Raw genomic sequence first — 16,550 nt, 5'->3', positions numbered from 1 at the left:
CCGATTGGGTCAAGCCTTGAGGAAATCTTGCGGGTGTGGCGGCGGTTGACGACGGGTCGCCCTACTGCCAAGGCCGGAGCGGTATCTCTGGGTGATACACCCGATACTCGTCGGTGTCGGCGATGAGGGAGGCGTCAGCTCGTTCGCCGAGCAGTTGGCGCAGGCGTTGTTCCTGGGGCGATCCGGGCTCCACCACATATCCGGGCCGGCTCGCCACCGCCACCCGGTCCCAGTAGGCGGGGTAGCGGTTGTGTCCCGGGTTGAGCTCGTCGTCAAGGACCCCGCAGGCCACCTCCTCGTCCGTGTTGAAGATCAGGCGGTTGCAGGTCCAGTAAGTCCCGTAGACCTCGTGGGGACCGGTTGCGCGCAGCGTGTCCGCCAACTCCCGGGCGGCGCGCTCGTTGGCCCGAGGAGCGGCGGTGCCGGTGGTGATGAACGAAACCGTGACCACCGAAGCGGCGGCGGCCAGCGCGGCGAGGAACGCCGCGGCGAGCGTGCCGGCCAGCCGACCAAACACACCGGCGGTGCCCTGGAGGGCCGCGACCGCCGCCTGCCAGAGCGGCCACAGCACCGCGGGTAGGGACAGGTGCAGCAGCGCCAGGTAGCGGGCGTTAGCCAGGGGATCCGTGGCGGCGACCGAACTGCGCACGTACGACAGGAGGGTCAACGCCGCGCCGACGACCAGCGCGAGGTGCACGACCGGGGCGACCCGCGCGGCCCGTCCGGTGGCCCGCCGATACGCGACGACCGCGACCACGGCCGCGATCACCAGCAGCGCCGGGTAGAGCAGGCCGAACCACTTCGGCCAGCGGCTGCACCCGTCGACGGGGCAGAGCCCGGTGGCCAGCGGCACCCCCTCCAGTACGGCACCGGCGAACCGCTGGGCCAGCGGTGGGTCCAGATCGTCGTGGACCTGACGGAGCACCGACAGCGGGTCCCTACCCGGGCCGGCGGTGCGGTAGTACGCGATCATCGGTGCGACGCCGAGCGCGAATCCGGCGACCAGCAGCGCGCCCGCCCAGCCGAGCAGGTCGCGGCGGGCCGCCCACAGCAGCGCCAGAGTGGCGGCCCCGACGTAGGGCAGGAGCAGCCAGTCGGACCAGACGGCCACCCCGGCGAGCAGGCCGAACAGACCGACAGCCAGCCGGCGGAGCCGGAGCGTCCCCCGGGCCAGCCCCACCACGACCAGCAGCATCAGCAGCACCGCCACCTTCCCCTCCGGGCGCCCGCCCACCGCGGTCAGCTGGTCCCGGATCACCCGCTCTGAACCGAGCGCGAGTAGGCCGACGATCAGGGTGGCGAACCAGGGGGAGCCGATCCGGCGGGTCAGCCGATGGATCAGCCAGAGGAAGAGCGCGTAGAGGGCCAGCAGCGGCAGCCGGAGTGCCGGCCAGCTCGGCCCGAAAAGCGCGAGCAGGGGCGCCGCGAGGTACGACTCCAGCATCCCCATGTAGTGCTGCCCGTACAGGAACACGGGCCGCTCCTGGCCAGCGGCGATGTGTAGGGCGGCGAGTCCGAACGTCGCCTCGTCGCTGTTTGCCGGCGGGACCGTGGCCAGGGTGAGGAGCAGCCGGTATCCGACGCCGGCCAACCCGAGCACCAGCGCTACGAGCGCCGGCAGGTCCAGCCGCCGGCGCCACCGCCCACGGCGCGGTAGAGGTTGCGACACGACCAGGCCCCCGTCATCCTCCTCACCGGAGTGTGTCACAGGCACTCGGCGGGGCGGAGCGGTTCGGTGCCGGCCCGTTCACCTCGCGTGGTCGCGGTAGGTCGGTTGTGGCAGGGTGGCCGTGTGCCACCGACTTCCGCCGGCCAACTGGCCGTACCTCAACTACACCGGGCCGCGCGGATGGAGGACGCCGTACACCGTCTGGTCGAGCGGCGGCTCCGGCGCACCGGTTGGCGGATCCACACCGTGGCCTACCCGGGCTACGGGGGTCCGGGCTGGGTCCGGGTGATGTGTCGGGTGCTGTTGCGGCGGCCGGACAACCGGCAGCGAGGCCGGCCGGAGAAGGTTCGGGGCTGGCGTAGCTTCGCCACCCTGCCGGCCAAGCATGTCCAGGTGGACATCGAGTCGGGGGGCGAGCGGCACGAGACGCGAACCGACCGCAGCGGCTTCGTGGACACGATCGTGCCGGTCGACCTGCCCCCGGGATGGGGTTCGGTGCGCATCCGGGTCCCGGAGGCCGAGCCGGTTCAGGCGCCGGTGCGGATTCTTGACCCCCGGGTGCGCTTCGGGGTGATCTCCGACGTTGACGACACGGTCATGGTCACCACGCTGCCCCGGCCCCTGCTGGCCGCCTGGAACACGTTCGTCCTGGACGAGCATGCCCGGGCGGCGGTGCCCGGGATGGCCGTGCTGTACGAGCGGCTGGTCACCGCCCACCCCGGCGCTCCGGTGTTCTACCTGTCCACCGGTGCCTGGAACGTGGCGCCGACCCTGACCCGGTTTCTGTCCCGGCACCTCTATCCGGCCGGGCCGTTGCTGCTCACCGACTGGGGCCCGACGGCGGACCGGTGGTTCCGCAGCGGCCGGGAGCACAAGCGGGCCACCCTGACCCGGCTCGCCGCGGAGTTCCCGGACGTGCGATGGCTACTGGTCGGCGACGATGGTCAGCATGACCAGGAGATCTACCGGGAGTTCGCGGTGTCCCATCCGGACAACGTGGCCGGGATCGCGATTCGCCGGCTCTCCCCGACCCAGGCGATGCTCGCCGGCGCGTTGCCGTACTCAGCCAGCGACAGCGCCTCGATTCCGCCGGTGGGGCAGGAGTGGCTCTCGGCGCCGGACGGGGCCGGGCTGTGGCACCTGCTGCGGGAGGCGGGTCTGGTCTGAGCCGCGGGTCCACCGGATCTTGATAGCGTCGAGGCACGGCTGATGTGGGCCGGGATCAGGAGGTCAGGTGGTGAGCACGCACCCCCGCGCGGGCCAGCCGGCCCAACCAGCCGACCTGGTGGACGTGGCGATGCTGGTCACCGCGTACTACGCGGAGCACCCGGACCCGGCGGACCCGGGGCAGCAGGTCTCCTTCGGTACCTCCGGGCACCGGGGGTCCTCGCTGCGGAACGCGTTCAACTCCGAGCACATCGTCGCGATCAGCCAGGCGCTCTGTGACTACCGGCGGGAGTGCGGCCTCGACGGCCCGCTCTTCCTCGGCCGGGACACCCACGCGCTCTCCGTCCCGGCGGCGGTGGACGCGCTGGAGGTACTCGCCGCCAACGAGGTCCCGGTCCTGTTGGACAGCCGGGACGGATACGTTCCGACGCCGGCCGTCTCCCACGCCATCCTGGCCCACAACCGGGGGCGGAGCAGCGGGCTCGCCGACGGCATCGTGATCACCCCGTCGCACAACCCGCCGGAGGACGGCGGGTTCAAGTACAACCCGACCCACGGGGGCCCGGCGGACACCGATGTCACGACGTGGATTCAGGGGCGTGCGAACGCGATCCTCGCCGCCGGGCTCAAGGAGGTGCGCCGCATCCCGTACGCGCGGGCGCGCACCGCCGGCACCACCGGCCGGTACGACTTCCTCGGCCGCTACGTGACCGACCTGCCGTCCGTGCTCGACCTCGACGCGGTCCGGTCAGCCGGCGTCCGGATCGGTGCTGATCCGCTCGGTGGGGCCAGTGTCGCCTACTGGGGCGAGATCGCCGACCGGTATCGGCTGGACCTCACCGTGGTCAACCCGACCGTCGATCCGACGTGGCGGTTTATGACCCTGGACGGGGACGGCCGGATCCGAACGGACTGCTCGTCTCCGAACGCGATGGCGTCGCTGATCGCCGCCCGGGACCGGTTCGCGGTCTCCACCGGTAACGACGCCGATGCCGACCGGCACGGCATCGTCACCCCGGACGGCGGTCTGCTGAACCCGAACCACTACCTGACGGTGGCCATCGCCCACCTGTTCCGGACCCGGACGCGGTGGGCGCCGGACGCCGCCGTCGGCAAGACCCTGGTCTCCTCGTCGATGATCGACCGGGTGGCCGCCGACCTGGGGCGCCCGCTGTTGGAGGTGCCGGTCGGCTTCAAGTGGTTCGTGCCGGGCCTGCTCGACGGCGCGGTCGGCTTCGGTGGCGAGGAGAGCGCCGGTGCCTCCTTCCTGCGTCGCGACGGCAGCACCTGGACCACCGACAAGGACGGCATCCTGCTCTGCCTGCTGGCGTCCGAGATCATCGCCACCACCGGCCGGAGCCCGAGCGAGCACTGGGCGGAGCTGGCTGGGCGGTTCGGCGCACCCGCGTACGCCCGGATCGACGCTCCCGCCAGCCGGGCGGAGAAGGCGGTGCTCGGTCGACTCTCGCCAGAACAGGTGACGGCTACCGAGTTGGCCGGTGAGCCGATCACGGCCACGCTCACCCGCGCACCGGGTAACGGGGCCCCGATCGGTGGCCTGAAGGTCACCACCGAGAGCGGTTGGTTCGCCGCCCGCCCTTCCGGCACCGAGGATGTCTACAAGATCTACGCCGAGTCGTTCCAGGGGCCCGAGCAGCTGGCGCGAATCCAGGCGGAGGCGAAGGAACTGGTCTCGTCGGTGCTGGCGGCGGCTTCGGGCGGGTGAGTCAACGGGCCACCGAGCGGGAGGTCGCAGACCGTGCAGCACCAGTCCGAGCCGGATCTGATCCAGCTGCCCAACTCACCACATCCGGGCTGGCGCGGCGGGACTTCGTCGGCCGCCGACGGTGCGGTTGGCCCGGACGCCCCCGACCGTAGCCGCGCGGGCGCCGGCGGCCTCCGTGGACCGCCGGCGCCACGAACCGTTAGCGGCGATCTGCCGCGAACAGATGGTCTATCGTCCGCTGGACCAGGTCAGCCCGGGCCTCCGGAGCCAACCCTTCCAGGCCGAAGCCGAGGTAGACGGTGTCCGCGGTGACCACCGCCGACCCCTCCGCGAAGGCCTGCTGACTGCGCACCCAGTTCTCCATGGTTTCGGCCGAGCCGGGCGGCGGGCCGGCCAGCGCCCAGCCACCCAGGTCCGTCTCGAACGAGGTGTCGCTGACCGTGGTGCCGTCCACGATCACCCGGGTGTCGTCAAGGAAGACCCCCAGACCCTGGGTGCTCCAGTCCGAGATGTACGAGATCGACAGCTCAACCTCCTTACCGGCGTACCCGGAGAGGTCGATGACGAGCTCCTGCCAGCCGCCGGAGGCGCCGGTGATGGCGTTCCAACTGCCGGTGGTGCCCGTCGGCGAGCAGTCCTCGCCCTGGTATCGGGCGAGCCACGGATGTAGCGCCTCGACCCAGCCCGCCTCGCAGCTGTCCCCGGTTTCGGTGGTGGTCCGGCCGTTGGCGTCCGGCAGGGTCGTCCAGCTGTCGCTGCCCACCTCGTGCGCCTCGACGATCAGGTAGTCCCAGTTCGTCTCGATGTCGTATGAGGTGAAGAGGCGCAGTTCGGCGGCGTTGGCGCCGGTGAGGTCAACGGTCTGGGTGAGCCGCTTGTACGAGTTGTTGGTCTGGCCGCTCCACAGGTACCAGTCACCGGTACGCGGGTCGAACGGCGCGCCCCCCGGCCGCTCCCAGCCGAGCGGTGCCGCGCTGTCGAACTGCGGGAACTGCTCCGGTGGCAGGAAGCCCGAGGTGGTCAGGAACGATGCCGTGTGCTCCTGGTTCTCCGCCGAGCCCGGTGCGTTGAGCGCGCCGGCGAAGCCGGTGAACCGGTCGTCGGTGCCGGTCACCGGGTACGGTCCGGTCTCACCGGTGCCACCGTCACTCACGTAGGTGAAGGCCCCCAGCCAGTACTGCTGGAAGTCGTTGAGCGCCGGCAGGCACGTCTCGTCGCTTGGGTCGGTGCACTCCGCCGGCCCGTTCGGCTGGTAGCCGTACGCGCCGTTGGCGGCTTGGGCGTAGAGCGCGTACTCACCGCTGAGCAGGAGCTTGCCGCCCTCGTTCAGGTAGTCCCGGACGGCCAACTCGGTCTCCACCGCTGCCCGGGCGATGGTGCCCGGCACCTGCCCCGGAGCACGCGGGATGATGTCGTCGCCGGTCTCCCAGAGCACCATCTGGTAGTGCGACAGCACACCCAGGTGGTGTGGGGCCTGGCGACCCATCGTGTCAAAGTCGTACACGTCGCTGGTGCGCCCGGCCGCGGTCAGCGCGTCGGCCATCTCGTCGGCGTACTTCGCGCTGGTGGCGTCCTGGTCCGGAGTCGGCCCGTTGACATCCTCCATGGCCAGCACCAGGACGTCGCCGCCGACGTCGTCATGCACCTGGTAGGTGAAGCGTTCGCTGGTCACCTTCCCCGCTTTGGGTTTCTTGCCGCTGAACCAGACTTCGACCTGGTCGCCGGGTTTGGCGCCCTGCACCTTGCCCCGCAGCTCGGCGTAGTAGTCGTCGTGGGTGTCGCCGTAGCGCTCACCGCCCTTCCACTCGCGGACGCTGACGGTCTTGGTCCGGCCGTCGTTGATCGTGTAGTGCATCCGGACGTTGCGCAGCGCCCGTCGGGTGATCGAGGCGACCTGTTGGTTGCGGCCGTACGACGTGTCGAAGGTGTCCACCACGAAGTCCGGGGTGCTGCGGCCGACGACCGACACCGGCTCGTCCGGGTCGTGTGCCGACTGCGCCACGGCCAGGGCGAACGGCAGGTTCTTCGCCACCTCCGCGGAGATCAGCTTTTCGTCGTCCGGGAAGATGAAGCCGCTGACGCAGTCCTCCGGTAGCCACTCGTCGTCCGGGTCGGAGGCCGCCGCGGCCTGGCAGGTCGACATCTCCGGGGTGAAGCCGAGGGTGCCGTAGCGGACCGTGGCGTGAGTGTCGGTGTCGCCGTTGGTGGTGTACAGCTCGGCGGAGATGTCCGGGTCGTAGCCGGGCACGGCCGGGTTCTCGTCGTCACCGACCATCGCCTCGTAGATGATGTCGTCCGGGGTGGGGGTGGCGACCTGCCAGCCCACGCCGTAGAGCAGCAGCTCGGCGGCGGAGTGGTAGTTCACGAAGAACTCGAAGCCGACCCGTCGGAACAGCTGGTCCAGCGCCCGGGTTTCGGGCTCCGAGTGCGGGCTGGGCCCCCGGTAGGTGTTGCTGTTCGGGTCGGGGGAGGAGCCCTCGTTGTCGTATCCCCACTTGAAGCCCCAGTTGCGGTTCAGGTCGACGCCGTCGGCGGTGGTGATCTGCCCGTCGCCGTCGTTGTCCCGCAGGTTCTTGCGCCAGAGCCGGTTGCCGGGGGTGAAGGTGTGGTCGTAGCCGTCCGGGTTGGCGACGGGCAGGAACCACAGCTCGGTGCTGTCCACCAGCCGGGTGATCTCCCGGTCCGTGCCGTAGCTGTCGAGGACGTGGTGCATCAGTCGCCGGGTCATCTCCGGCGTGATCCACTCACGGGCGTGCTGCGCGCTGCCGTACAGCACCGCCGGCCGTTTGCCATCCCGGGTCTTGTCCGCGTTCTTGGTTACCTTGACGGCGAGGATCGGTTGGCCCTGGTGGCTGCGGCCGATCGTCATCACCTTCGTCAGGTCCGGGTAGCGGGCGGCGGTGGCGGTGATCTCGTCTCGGATGCCGCCCGGCTCGCTGTAGGACCGGAATGCGGACCAACCCGCGGCGGCCTGCTCCCGCAGCACCTCGCTGGCCGGCTTGCCGCGTACCTTCTTGACCTCCAGCTGCACGCCCTGGCTGGCCAACCGGGCTGCCTGTCGTTTGCTGAGAACCGTCTCAACGCGGGTGTCGCCGGAGTGGTCGGTCTCGCTGTGCCCGTGGCCGAGGTCGACCCCGGCCTGCCGTAGCTGTTCCAGCTGTTGCGGGTCGACCGTGCCGACGTACACCTCCAGACTGTCCCGGCTGCCCGGTTCGGACCCCGGTTGTGCGGTTGCCGGTGCGGTCAGCGCCAATGCGCCGACCAGGGTAAACACGCCGGCAATCGCCAGCCGTGTGCGCCTCATCGCGCCTCCTGGGATGGAAGGGCCTGTGCCGCGAGCTTTCGCCATCCGTCAACGGCTGTCAATCAAACGTCTGGGTAGCTCTTCGCGATGGAGGGGACCACTGAGGTACGTCGCCGCCCGTACGGCGCGTTTGCTGCTCGCTCGTCCGGGGTTGGTCAGTCGGCGTCGCCCAGCCGTCGGCGCAGCAGCGTCCGCAGCGGCACTGACTCACCGTCGCGCCCACCCGCACCGATGACCAGCGGCGCTGGGCTGGGCTGCGGATTCACGCCGAAGAGCCGGGCGCGAAGGCCGCCGGGCACGACCAGGAGATGGAATCGGCCGTCCACGTCCACGGCCCGGCTGCGGGCCCGGTCCACGTACCAGCCTTGCAGCCGGGTCCGGTAGCGCCCTCGGCCTCCGTGTCCGGTCGCCGTGAGCCGCTCGGGTGGCAGGCCGCGACGGCGGGCTTCGGCCACGAAATCCGCGACCAACTCGGCGGCCTCCGCCTGCTCGGCGCGCCGACGGTGCTCATCGGCCGCGGCATGCGCCGCCACCGCCCGTCGTCGCTGTTCTTGCCAGTCTCGGCTCTCCTCCGCACCCACGGCTGTGACGCTACGCCGCACCCGGCTGGCTGGTGGGAGACGGGCGCGCGGATACCTCGAGTTCGCTGCCCACGACGCCCTCCTGGTGCCGCGACGCGCCGGAAATTTCAAGGCCTGGCCGGCTTGGGGGCAGGCCCTAGAATCACTGGCCATGGGACTGCTCACCTTCAGTTTCAACCTGACCCTGGACGGTTGCGTCGACCACCAGGAGGGGATCGCTGACGACGAGACGCACGCCCTCTTCACCCAGCTCATGGACGCGGCCGGGGCAATGCTCTGGGGGCGCGTCACCTACGAGATGTTGGAGAGTTACTGGCCGGCCGTTGCCCGCGGCGACGTGGAGGCGCCGCCGGCCATGCGCGAGTGGGCGGTCAAACTGGAGGCCAAACCCAAGTTTGTGGTGTCGTCGACGCGCACGGACTTTCCGTGGACCAACAGTCACCACATCGTCGGCGATCTGCGCGCGGGCGTGCAGAGGCTCAAGGACGCGACCCCTGCCGGGGTCCTGCTCGGAAGCGGCAAGCTCGCGATCGAGCTCGACCGGCTGGACCTGATCGACGAGTACCGGTTGCTCGTCCATCCCCGGATCGCCGGCCACAGTCCGAGGCTGTACGAGGGCGGCCTGCCCAGCACGCGCCAGCTCGAGCTGCTCTCGGCGGAGCCGTTGCGCAACGGCGTGGTGGCCATGCACTACCGCCGCGCGCGCTGAGTCGTAGGAGTCCATCGCCGCGCAGCGCCGAACGGCTCCTCGAAGGCGAGGAAGCCTTCGGGGAGCCGTTCGAGGGACCCCTGGATGTCGCCGCAGGTGCGCTCAGGCGAGACCGGCGCGGCGTAGGGCATCCGCCATCGCATCGTTGGCCGGGGCCCCGCCCCCACGTCCCGATCGTGGCTGCCCGCCCCGACCCTGAGAACGGCCGCTCTGCCCGCCGCGACCTTGGGAGCGATCGCCCTGCCCGCTCCGATCGCCCTGCCCACCGCGACCTTGGGAACGGCCACCGGCTTCCCGGTCGCCGCCGCGGCCCCGCTGCTGCCCCCGCCCGCCGCCGCGGGCGGCCTCGGTGTCGTCGTCCAGGCGCAGGGTCAGCGAGATGCGCTTGCGCGGCACATCCACGTCGAGGACCTTGACCTTCACCACGTCACCGGACTTCACCACCTCGTGCGGGTCCCGGACGAAGGCGCGGGACATCGCCGAGACATGCACCAGGCCGTCCTGGTGCACGCCGACGTCCACGAAGGCGCCGAAGGCGGCCACGTTGGTGACCACCCCCTCCAGGATCAGGCCGGGCACCAGATCGGCGATCGTCTCCACGCCCTCGGCGAAGGTGGCGGTGCGGAACTCCGGCCGCGGGTCCCGGCCGGGCTTCTCCAACTCGGCGAGGATGTCGGTGACCGTCGGTAGCCCGAAGGTGTCGTCGACGAAGTCGGTGGCCCGCAGCCCGCGCAGGATCGTACTCCGGCCGATCACCGCCGGTAGCTCCTGCTTGACGGCGGCGAGGATCCGCCGCACCACCGGGTACGCCTCGGGGTGCACGCTGGAGGAGTCCAGTGGGTCGTCACCGCCGGGGATGCGCAGGAAGCCGGCGCACTGCTCGAACGCCTTCGGGCCGAGCCGAGGGACCTGCCGCAGGTCGCGTCGGCTCCGGAACGGCCCGTTGGCGTCTCGGTGTAGCACGATGTTCTCCGCCAGCCCGGCGCCGATGCCGGAGACTCGGGTCAGCAGTGGTGCGGAGGCGGTGTTGACATCGACTCCGACCGCGTTGACGCAGTCTTCGACGACCGCGTCGAGGGACCGGGACAGGGCCACCTCGGACAGGTCGTGCTGGTACTGCCCAACTCCGATCGAGCGCGGGTCGATCTTGACCAGTTCGGCGAGTGGGTCCTGGAGGCGGCGGGCGATCGAGACCGCGCCCCGCAGCGACACGTCCAGGCCCGGCAGCTCCTGTGCCGCGTACGCGGACGCCGAGTAGACCGAGGCCCCCGCCTCGGAGACGACGAGCTTGGTGAGGTTCAGCTGGGGGTGGCGCCGGATCAGCTCTCCGGCGAGCCGGTCGGTCTCCCGACTCGCGGTGCCGTTACCGATCGCCACCAACTCCACCTGGTGTGCGGCGGCCAGCCGGGCGAGGGTCTCGATCGAGGCGTCCCACTGCCGGCGTGGTTCGTGCGGGTAGATGGTGTCGGTGGCGACCACCTTGCCGGTGGCGTCAACGACGGCGACCTTCACTCCGGTGCGCAGGCCGGGGTCCAGCCCCATCGTCGCCCGGGTGCCGGCCGGGGCGGCCAGCAGCAGGTCCCGCAGGTTCGTGGCGAAGACTCGTACCGCCTCCGCCTCGGCGGTCTGCCACAACCGCAGGCGCAGGTCCGCGCCGAGGTGGATGAGGATTCGGGTACGCCAGGCCCAGCGAACCGTGTCGCAGAGCCAGCGGTCGGCCGGCCGTCCCTGATCGCTGACCCCGAACCGGGCGGCGATGGCCGTCTCGTACCGGGTCGGGCCCGTGGTCGCCGAATCCGCGGCCTCCGCCTGCTCCGGCTCCATCGTCAGGTCTAGCACGCCCTCCTTCTCCCCACGGAACATGGCGAGAACCCGGTGTGCGGGCAGCTTCGGGTACGGCTCGGCGAAGTCGAAGTAGTCGGCGAACTTGGCGCCCGCCGTGGCCTGGCCGTCCCGGACCCGGGACACCAGGCGGCCCCGTGACCACATCTGCTCGCGCAGCGTACCGATCAGGTCGGCGTCCTCGGCGAACCGTTCGACCAGGATGGCTCGGGCGCCGTCGAGCGCGGCGGCGGCGTCGGCGATGCCCCGGTCCGGGTCGACGAACCCGGCGGCCGTCGCCCGCGGCTCCTGGGCCGGCGCGTCGAGCAGGGTGTCGGCGAGGGGTTCCAGGCCGGCCTCGCGGGCGATCTGCGCGCGGGTTCGCCGCTTGGGCTTGTACGGCAGGTAGATGTCCTCCAGCCGAGACTTCGAGTCGGCGGCCATGATCTGTGCCGTGAGGGCTTCGTCGAGCTTGCCCTGGCTGCGGATCGACTCCAGGATGGCGTCCCGCCGCTGGGCCAACTCGCGCAGGTAGCGCAGTCTCTCCTCGAGGGTGCGCAGTTGGGTGTCGTCGAGCAGGCCGGTGGCCTCCTTGCGGTACCGGGCGATGAACGGCACGGTCGCGCCGCCGTCGAGTAGTTCCACGGCTGCGTGTACCTGGCGCTCGGCGACGCCGAGCTCCTCGGCGATCCGCTGAGAAACAGAGAGGGTCACGATCTCGATCCGCCTTCGGGAGTGGTTTCCCGTGCATTCTGCCGGGCCACCGAAGCGGTGGTGGAGTCACCGTCCCGGTACGGCGGTTCGGGCTGTCCCCTTCGTTCAGGCGACCGCCTGCCACCAGCCGTCCACCGGCGGTGGGTCGTCAACCACCACCCGCTGGCCTGGCCGGGGCACCGCCAGCCGCACGTCCCGGGCCTTCGTCTCGGCCCAGAGCCGGTCCACCGGCTCCGCCCAGTCGTGCACGGCGAGGTTGAAGGTCGCCCAGTGCACCGGGACGAGCAGTCCGCCGTGTAGGTCGAGGTGGGCGGTGACCGCCTCCTCCGGGAACATGTGAATATCCTGCCAGGCATTGTCATAGGCGCCGATCTGCATCAATGTCACATCGAAAGGCCCATATCCGGCACCAATGGCAGCGTATCCCGCGAAGTACCCGGAATCGCCGGTGTAGAAGACGCTACGGTGCGCCCCGGCGATCACCCAGGAGCTCCAGAGGGTGGCGTCCCGGCGCAGGCCACGCCCGGAGAAGTGCTGGGCCGGGGTGGCGGTGAGCCGTAACCCGGCGATGTCGTGACTCTCCGACCAGTCCAGCTCCACGATCCGGTGCTCCGGAACCCCCCACCGCTGAAGGTGGGCACCGATCCCGAGCGGCACCACGAACGGTGCTTCCTGTCCTGCTGTCAGCCCCTGCACGGTCGCGAGGTCGAGGTGGTCGTAGTGGTCGTGGGAGATCAGGATCGCGTCAACCGTGGGCAACTCGTCGAGGCCGACCGGTGGCGGGTGGAGCCGCCTGGGCCCGACCCGGGTCGACGGGGAACAGCGCTGACTCCACACCGGATCGATCAGCACCCGGCGGGCCTCGATCTCGACCAGCGTGGAGGCGTGGCCGTACCAGACCACGTTCAGCTCGGGCGAGTGCGGGGATGAGGCCGGCGCAGGTGCTGGGCGCACCAACGGCACCGGCAGCCTCGGGCGACGCTGCTGCTTGCCGAAGAGGAACTCGCGGAGCAGGTTCCGGTCCGTGGAGCCGGTCGTGGGGCTGGCGGCGGGACGGCTGCTCGCCGGGTTCCGGAAGGCGCCGGCCCGGAACTGCGGCGAGTGGCGGGCCCGCTCGGCCCGCGCGCCGGCCAGCCGGCCGCCCAGGGCCAGCGGAACATCCCGTACCGCCCAGGCGAGGCCGGCCAGCGCGGCCATCCCGACCGCGCCGCCCACCCGTCCTGCGCTGACGGCCCCGCCCAGTCGCCACCCACCCGTCCTGCGCTGACGGCCCCGCTCTGTTGGTGCCCCCATCGCTGTCCCTCCGACTGGATTCCGCCGTACCCGCCGGCCCTACCGCATCAGCGCCGTCGGCTCCGCCCGCCCCCTCTCGCTTTCGAGAAGGGGGCTACCCGCAACGGAGGGGTTGAACCGACGGTGTCGCGGTCAGGAGCGCCCGGTGTGCTTGGCGGTGGCCGCGAGGTAGTCGCGGTTGAGCCGACCGATGGTGTGCAGCGGGATGCCCTTGGGGCAGACCACGGTGCACTCCCCGGCGTTGGTGCAGCCGCCGAAGCCGGCATCGTCGTGCGAGTCCACCATGCCGATCACCCGGTTGTACCGCTCCGGCTGGCCCTGCGGCAGCAGCGAGAGCTGGGTGACCTTGGCGGCGGTGAAGAGCATGCCAGAGCCGTTCGGGCAGGCTGCGACGCAGGCGCCGCAGCCGATGCAGGCGGCCGACTCGAAGGCGGCGTCCGCGTCGGCCTTCGCCACCGGCGCCGCATGTGCCTCCGGCGCGCTGCCGGTCGGAGCGGTGACGAAGCCACCCCCGGCGATGATCTGGTCGAAGGCGTTGCGGTTGACCACCAGGTCCTTCACGACCGGGAACGCCCGGGCCCGCCACGGCTCGATGTCGATCGTCTCGCCGTCGGTGAACTGCCGCATGTGCAGCTGGCAGGCGGTGGTGCCGCGCTGCGGCCCGTGCGCGTTGCCGTTGATCATCATGCCGCACATGCCGCAGATGCCCTCACGGCAGTCGTGGTCGAACGCCACCGGCTCCTCACCGGCGAGGGTCAGGCGCTCGTTGAGTACGTCGAGCATCTCCAGGAACGACATGTCCGGAGAAATATCCTCGACCGGGTAGGTCACCATCCGACCCTTGTCCTCGGGGCCCGTTTGGCGCCAGATGCGTAGGGTCAGGTTCACTTGTAACTCCGCTGCGTGGGGTGGACGTACTCGAACTTGAGGTCTTCCTTGTGTAGCACCGGCTGCTCGGTGCCGTACTCCCAGGCCGCCACGTACGCGAACCGCTGGTCGTCGCGCTGGGCCTCGCCGTCCGGGCTCTGGTGCTCGGCCCGGAAGTGGCCGCCGCAGGACTCCTCACGGTGCAGGGCGTCGATGCACATCAGCTCGGCCAGCTCGAAGAAGTCGGCCACCCGGCCGGCCTTCTCCAGTGACTGGTTGAGCCCGTCGGCGTCGCCGACGATCCGGACCCGCTGCCAGAACTCCGCCCGCAGCGCCCGGATCTCGTCAACCGCCTTCCGCAGACCGGCGGCGGAACGCTCCATGCCGCAGTGCTCCCACATGACCTGGCCCAGCTCCCGGTGGAACGAGTCCACGGTCCGGTCGCCGTCCACGGAGAGGAGCCGGTGGATCCGATCCTCGACGGTGCGCCGGGCCTCGACCGCCGCCGGGTGGCTCGGTTCGACCTTCTCGAACGGGCCGGCCGCGAGGTAGTTGGCGATGGTGTTCGGCAGCACGAAGTAGCCGTCGGCGAGCCCCTGCATGAGCGCGGAGGCGCCCAGTCGGTTCGCACCGTGGTCGGAGAAGTTCGCCTCGCCGATCACGAAGAGGCCGGGGATGGTCGCCTGGAGGTCGTAGTCGACCCAGAGCCCACCCATCGTGTAGTGCACGGCCGGGTAGATCCGCATCGGAACCTCGTACGGGTCCTCGCCGGTGATCCGCTCGTACATCTCGAAGAGGTTGCCGTACTTGGCCTCGATGGACTTGCGGCCCAGCCGCTGGATCGCGTCGGCGAAGTCCAGGTAGACGCCGAGCCGGGTCGGGCCGACGCCGCGCCCCTCGTCGCAGACGTTCTTCGCGGCGCGGGAGGCGATGTCCCGGGGCACCAGGTTGCCGAACGAGGGGTAGATCCGCTCCAGGTAGTAGTCCCGCTCGTCCTCGGGGATCTCGCGGGGATCGCGGTCGTCGCCCTCGGCCCTGGGCACCCAGACCCGGCCGTCGTTGCGTAGCGACTCACTCATCAGCGTCAGCTTCGACTGGTGGTCGCCCGAGACCGGAATGCAGGTCGGGTGGATCTGCGTGTAGCAGGGGTTGGCGAAGTACGCGCCCTGACGGTGCGCCCGCCAGGTGGCGGTGACGTTGCAGCCCTTCGCGTTGGTGGAGAGGTAGAAGACGTTGCCGTAGCCGCCGGAGGCGAGCACGACCGCGTCGGCGAACTCGGTGGTGATCTCACCGGTGACCAGGTCCCGGACGACGATCCCCCGGGCCCGCCCGTCGACGACGATCAGCTCCAGCATCTCGTGCCGGGTGTTCATCTCCACGTTGTCGAGGCCGACCTGACGTTCCAGCGCCTGGTACGCCCCGAGTAGCAGCTGCTGACCCGTCTGGCCCCGGGCGTAGAAGGTGCGCTGTACCTGCGCGCCGCCGAAGGAGCGGGTGTCGAGCAGGCCGCCGTACTCACGGGCGAACGGGACGCCCTGGGCGACGCACTGGTCAATGATGTTGGCCGAGACCTCGGCCAGTCGGTGCACGTTCGACTCGCGGGAGCGGAAGTCGCCGCCCTTGACGGTGTCGTAGAAGAGGCGGTGCACCGAGTCGCCGTCGTTGCGGTAGTTCTTCGCCGCGTTGATGCCGCCCTGCGCGGCGATCGAGTGGGCCCGGCGCGGGCTGTCCTGGTAGCAGTAGGACCGGACCCGGTAGCCCTGCTCGGCGAGGGTGGCGGCGGCCGAACCACCGGCCAGGCCGGTGCCGACGACGATCACCGTCAGCTTGCGGCGGTTGGCCGGGTTGACCAGCTTGGCGTTGAACCGGCGACTGTCCCAGCGGCCCTCGATCGGTCCGTCCGGGGCCCGGGTGTCGGTGACCGGGTTACCTTCGGTGTAGAGATCCATGATCAACGCACCAATCCGAGGAGTACGGCGAACGGGACCACCAGGTAGCCGACGCTGAGCGCGACGGCGAAGACCAGTGCGAGGCCCCGGGCGCGTCGTTCGCCCTGCGGCGTCTGCTGGCCGAGGCTGCGGAGCGCACTGTAGGCGCCGTGCCGTAGGTGGAAGCCGAGAGCGACGACCGCGAGCGTGTAGAACAGCGTCACGTACCAGCGTTCCGGGGCGAAGTCGGCGACCACGTTGGCCTGCGGCCGGGTCGGGTCGCCGACCGGGTTCAGGTGCCCGGTGGTGAGGTCCAGGATGTGGTAGATCACGAAGAGGGCGATGATCACGCCACCCCAGCGCATGGTGCGGGCGGCGTAGCTGCCCTGGACCTTCTTGCGGTGGGCGTAGCGGACCGGGCGGGCGGAGCGGGCCCGCAGCGCCAGCATGGTCGCGGCCCAGATGTGGCCGGCCAGCGCGACCAGGAGCGCGCCCCGCTGCAACCACAGGTACCAGCCGTAGGGGAGCAGTGGCGTACCGAGATCACGCAGCCAGTGCGCGTAGTGGTCGAAATCCTCGGCACCGGTGAAGATCTTCAGGTTGCCGAGCATGTGTGCGACGAGGAACAGCACCAAGACAAGGCCCGTCACCGCCATGACGGCCTTGAGGCCGACAGTGGAGCGGATGGGCGACCGAGTTCGTGACATGACTACCACATGGCTGACGCTAAGAGCAGTCAGATCAGTCGTCCAATGCATCGACTCCGCAGTC

General features: G+C 70.6%; 11 protein-coding genes. 3 read left to right on the top strand and 8 right to left on the bottom strand.

What is annotated here, in order from left to right; genetic code table 11:
* Positions 1–61: 61 nt before the first annotated feature.
* Positions 62–1,669: a hypothetical protein gene (locus tag T398_RS01165; protein WP_496443614.1), complete on the bottom strand. Its 1,608-nt coding sequence runs from the start codon at positions 1,667–1,669 to the stop codon at positions 62–64.
* A gap of 180 nt (positions 1,670–1,849) precedes the next feature.
* Between T398_RS01165 and T398_RS01160 the strand changes: the two genes are divergently transcribed.
* Together T398_RS01160 and pgm are read left to right on the top strand one after the other, a co-directional pair.
* Positions 1,850–2,836 (top strand): App1 family protein phosphatidate phosphatase, encoded by a 987-nt coding sequence (locus tag T398_RS01160; RefSeq protein ID WP_496444053.1) that lies wholly within the window; start codon positions 1,850–1,852, stop codon positions 2,834–2,836.
* A 67-nt stretch (positions 2,837–2,903) separates the two neighbouring features.
* Positions 2,904–4,562, top strand: a complete 1,659-nt coding sequence (pgm, locus tag T398_RS01155) for a phosphoglucomutase (alpha-D-glucose-1,6-bisphosphate-dependent) (protein ID WP_496443612.1) — start codon at positions 2,904–2,906, stop codon at positions 4,560–4,562.
* A gap of 199 nt (positions 4,563–4,761) precedes the next feature.
* On the opposite strand, the gene T398_RS01150 is transcribed toward pgm, so the two are convergent.
* On the bottom strand, positions 4,762–7,866 hold the full coding sequence (locus T398_RS01150) for a M14 family metallopeptidase (protein ID WP_496443610.1): 3,105 nt from the start codon (positions 7,864–7,866) through the stop codon (positions 4,762–4,764).
* A 155-nt stretch (positions 7,867–8,021) separates the two neighbouring features.
* Positions 8,022–8,447, bottom strand: a complete 426-nt coding sequence (locus tag T398_RS01145) for a hypothetical protein (protein ID WP_496443608.1) — start codon at positions 8,445–8,447, stop codon at positions 8,022–8,024.
* Between the two features lie 151 nt (positions 8,448–8,598).
* On the opposite strand from T398_RS01145, the gene T398_RS01140 reads away from it, so the two are divergent.
* Complete coding sequence (locus T398_RS01140) at positions 8,599–9,156, top strand: dihydrofolate reductase family protein (protein ID WP_496443606.1); 558 nt, start codon at positions 8,599–8,601, stop codon at positions 9,154–9,156.
* 102 nt (positions 9,157–9,258) lie between these two features.
* Here T398_RS01140 and T398_RS01135 read toward each other — a convergent pair whose 3' ends face one another.
* The 5 genes from T398_RS01135 to T398_RS01115 form a co-directional block, all read right to left on the bottom strand.
* A complete protein-coding gene (locus tag T398_RS01135; RefSeq protein WP_496443604.1) occupies positions 9,259–11,691 on the bottom strand; it encodes a Tex family protein in 2,433 nt (810 codons plus the stop codon).
* A gap of 105 nt (positions 11,692–11,796) precedes the next feature.
* On the bottom strand, positions 11,797–12,984 hold the full coding sequence (locus T398_RS01130; protein ID WP_496443602.1) for an MBL fold metallo-hydrolase: 1,188 nt from the start codon (positions 12,982–12,984) through the stop codon (positions 11,797–11,799).
* A gap of 132 nt (positions 12,985–13,116) precedes the next feature.
* On the bottom strand, positions 13,117–13,872 hold the full coding sequence (locus T398_RS01125) for a succinate dehydrogenase/fumarate reductase iron-sulfur subunit (protein ID WP_496443600.1): 756 nt from the start codon (positions 13,870–13,872) through the stop codon (positions 13,117–13,119).
* On the bottom strand, positions 13,869–15,800 hold the full coding sequence (locus T398_RS01120; protein ID WP_496443598.1) for a fumarate reductase/succinate dehydrogenase flavoprotein subunit: 1,932 nt from the start codon (positions 15,798–15,800) through the stop codon (positions 13,869–13,871). The genes T398_RS01125 and T398_RS01120 overlap by 4 nt, the downstream gene beginning before the upstream one ends.
* A gap of 2 nt (positions 15,801–15,802) precedes the next feature.
* On the bottom strand, positions 15,803–16,486 hold the full coding sequence (locus tag T398_RS01115) for a succinate dehydrogenase cytochrome b subunit (RefSeq protein ID WP_496443596.1): 684 nt from the start codon (positions 16,484–16,486) through the stop codon (positions 15,803–15,805).
* Positions 16,487–16,550: the final 64 nt, after the last annotated feature.

The sequence above is a fragment of the Salinispora goodfellowii genome (assembly GCF_059570675.1).
Note: the sequence above shows the minus strand (reverse complement) of the source record. Positions and strands in the feature narration are given on the sequence as shown.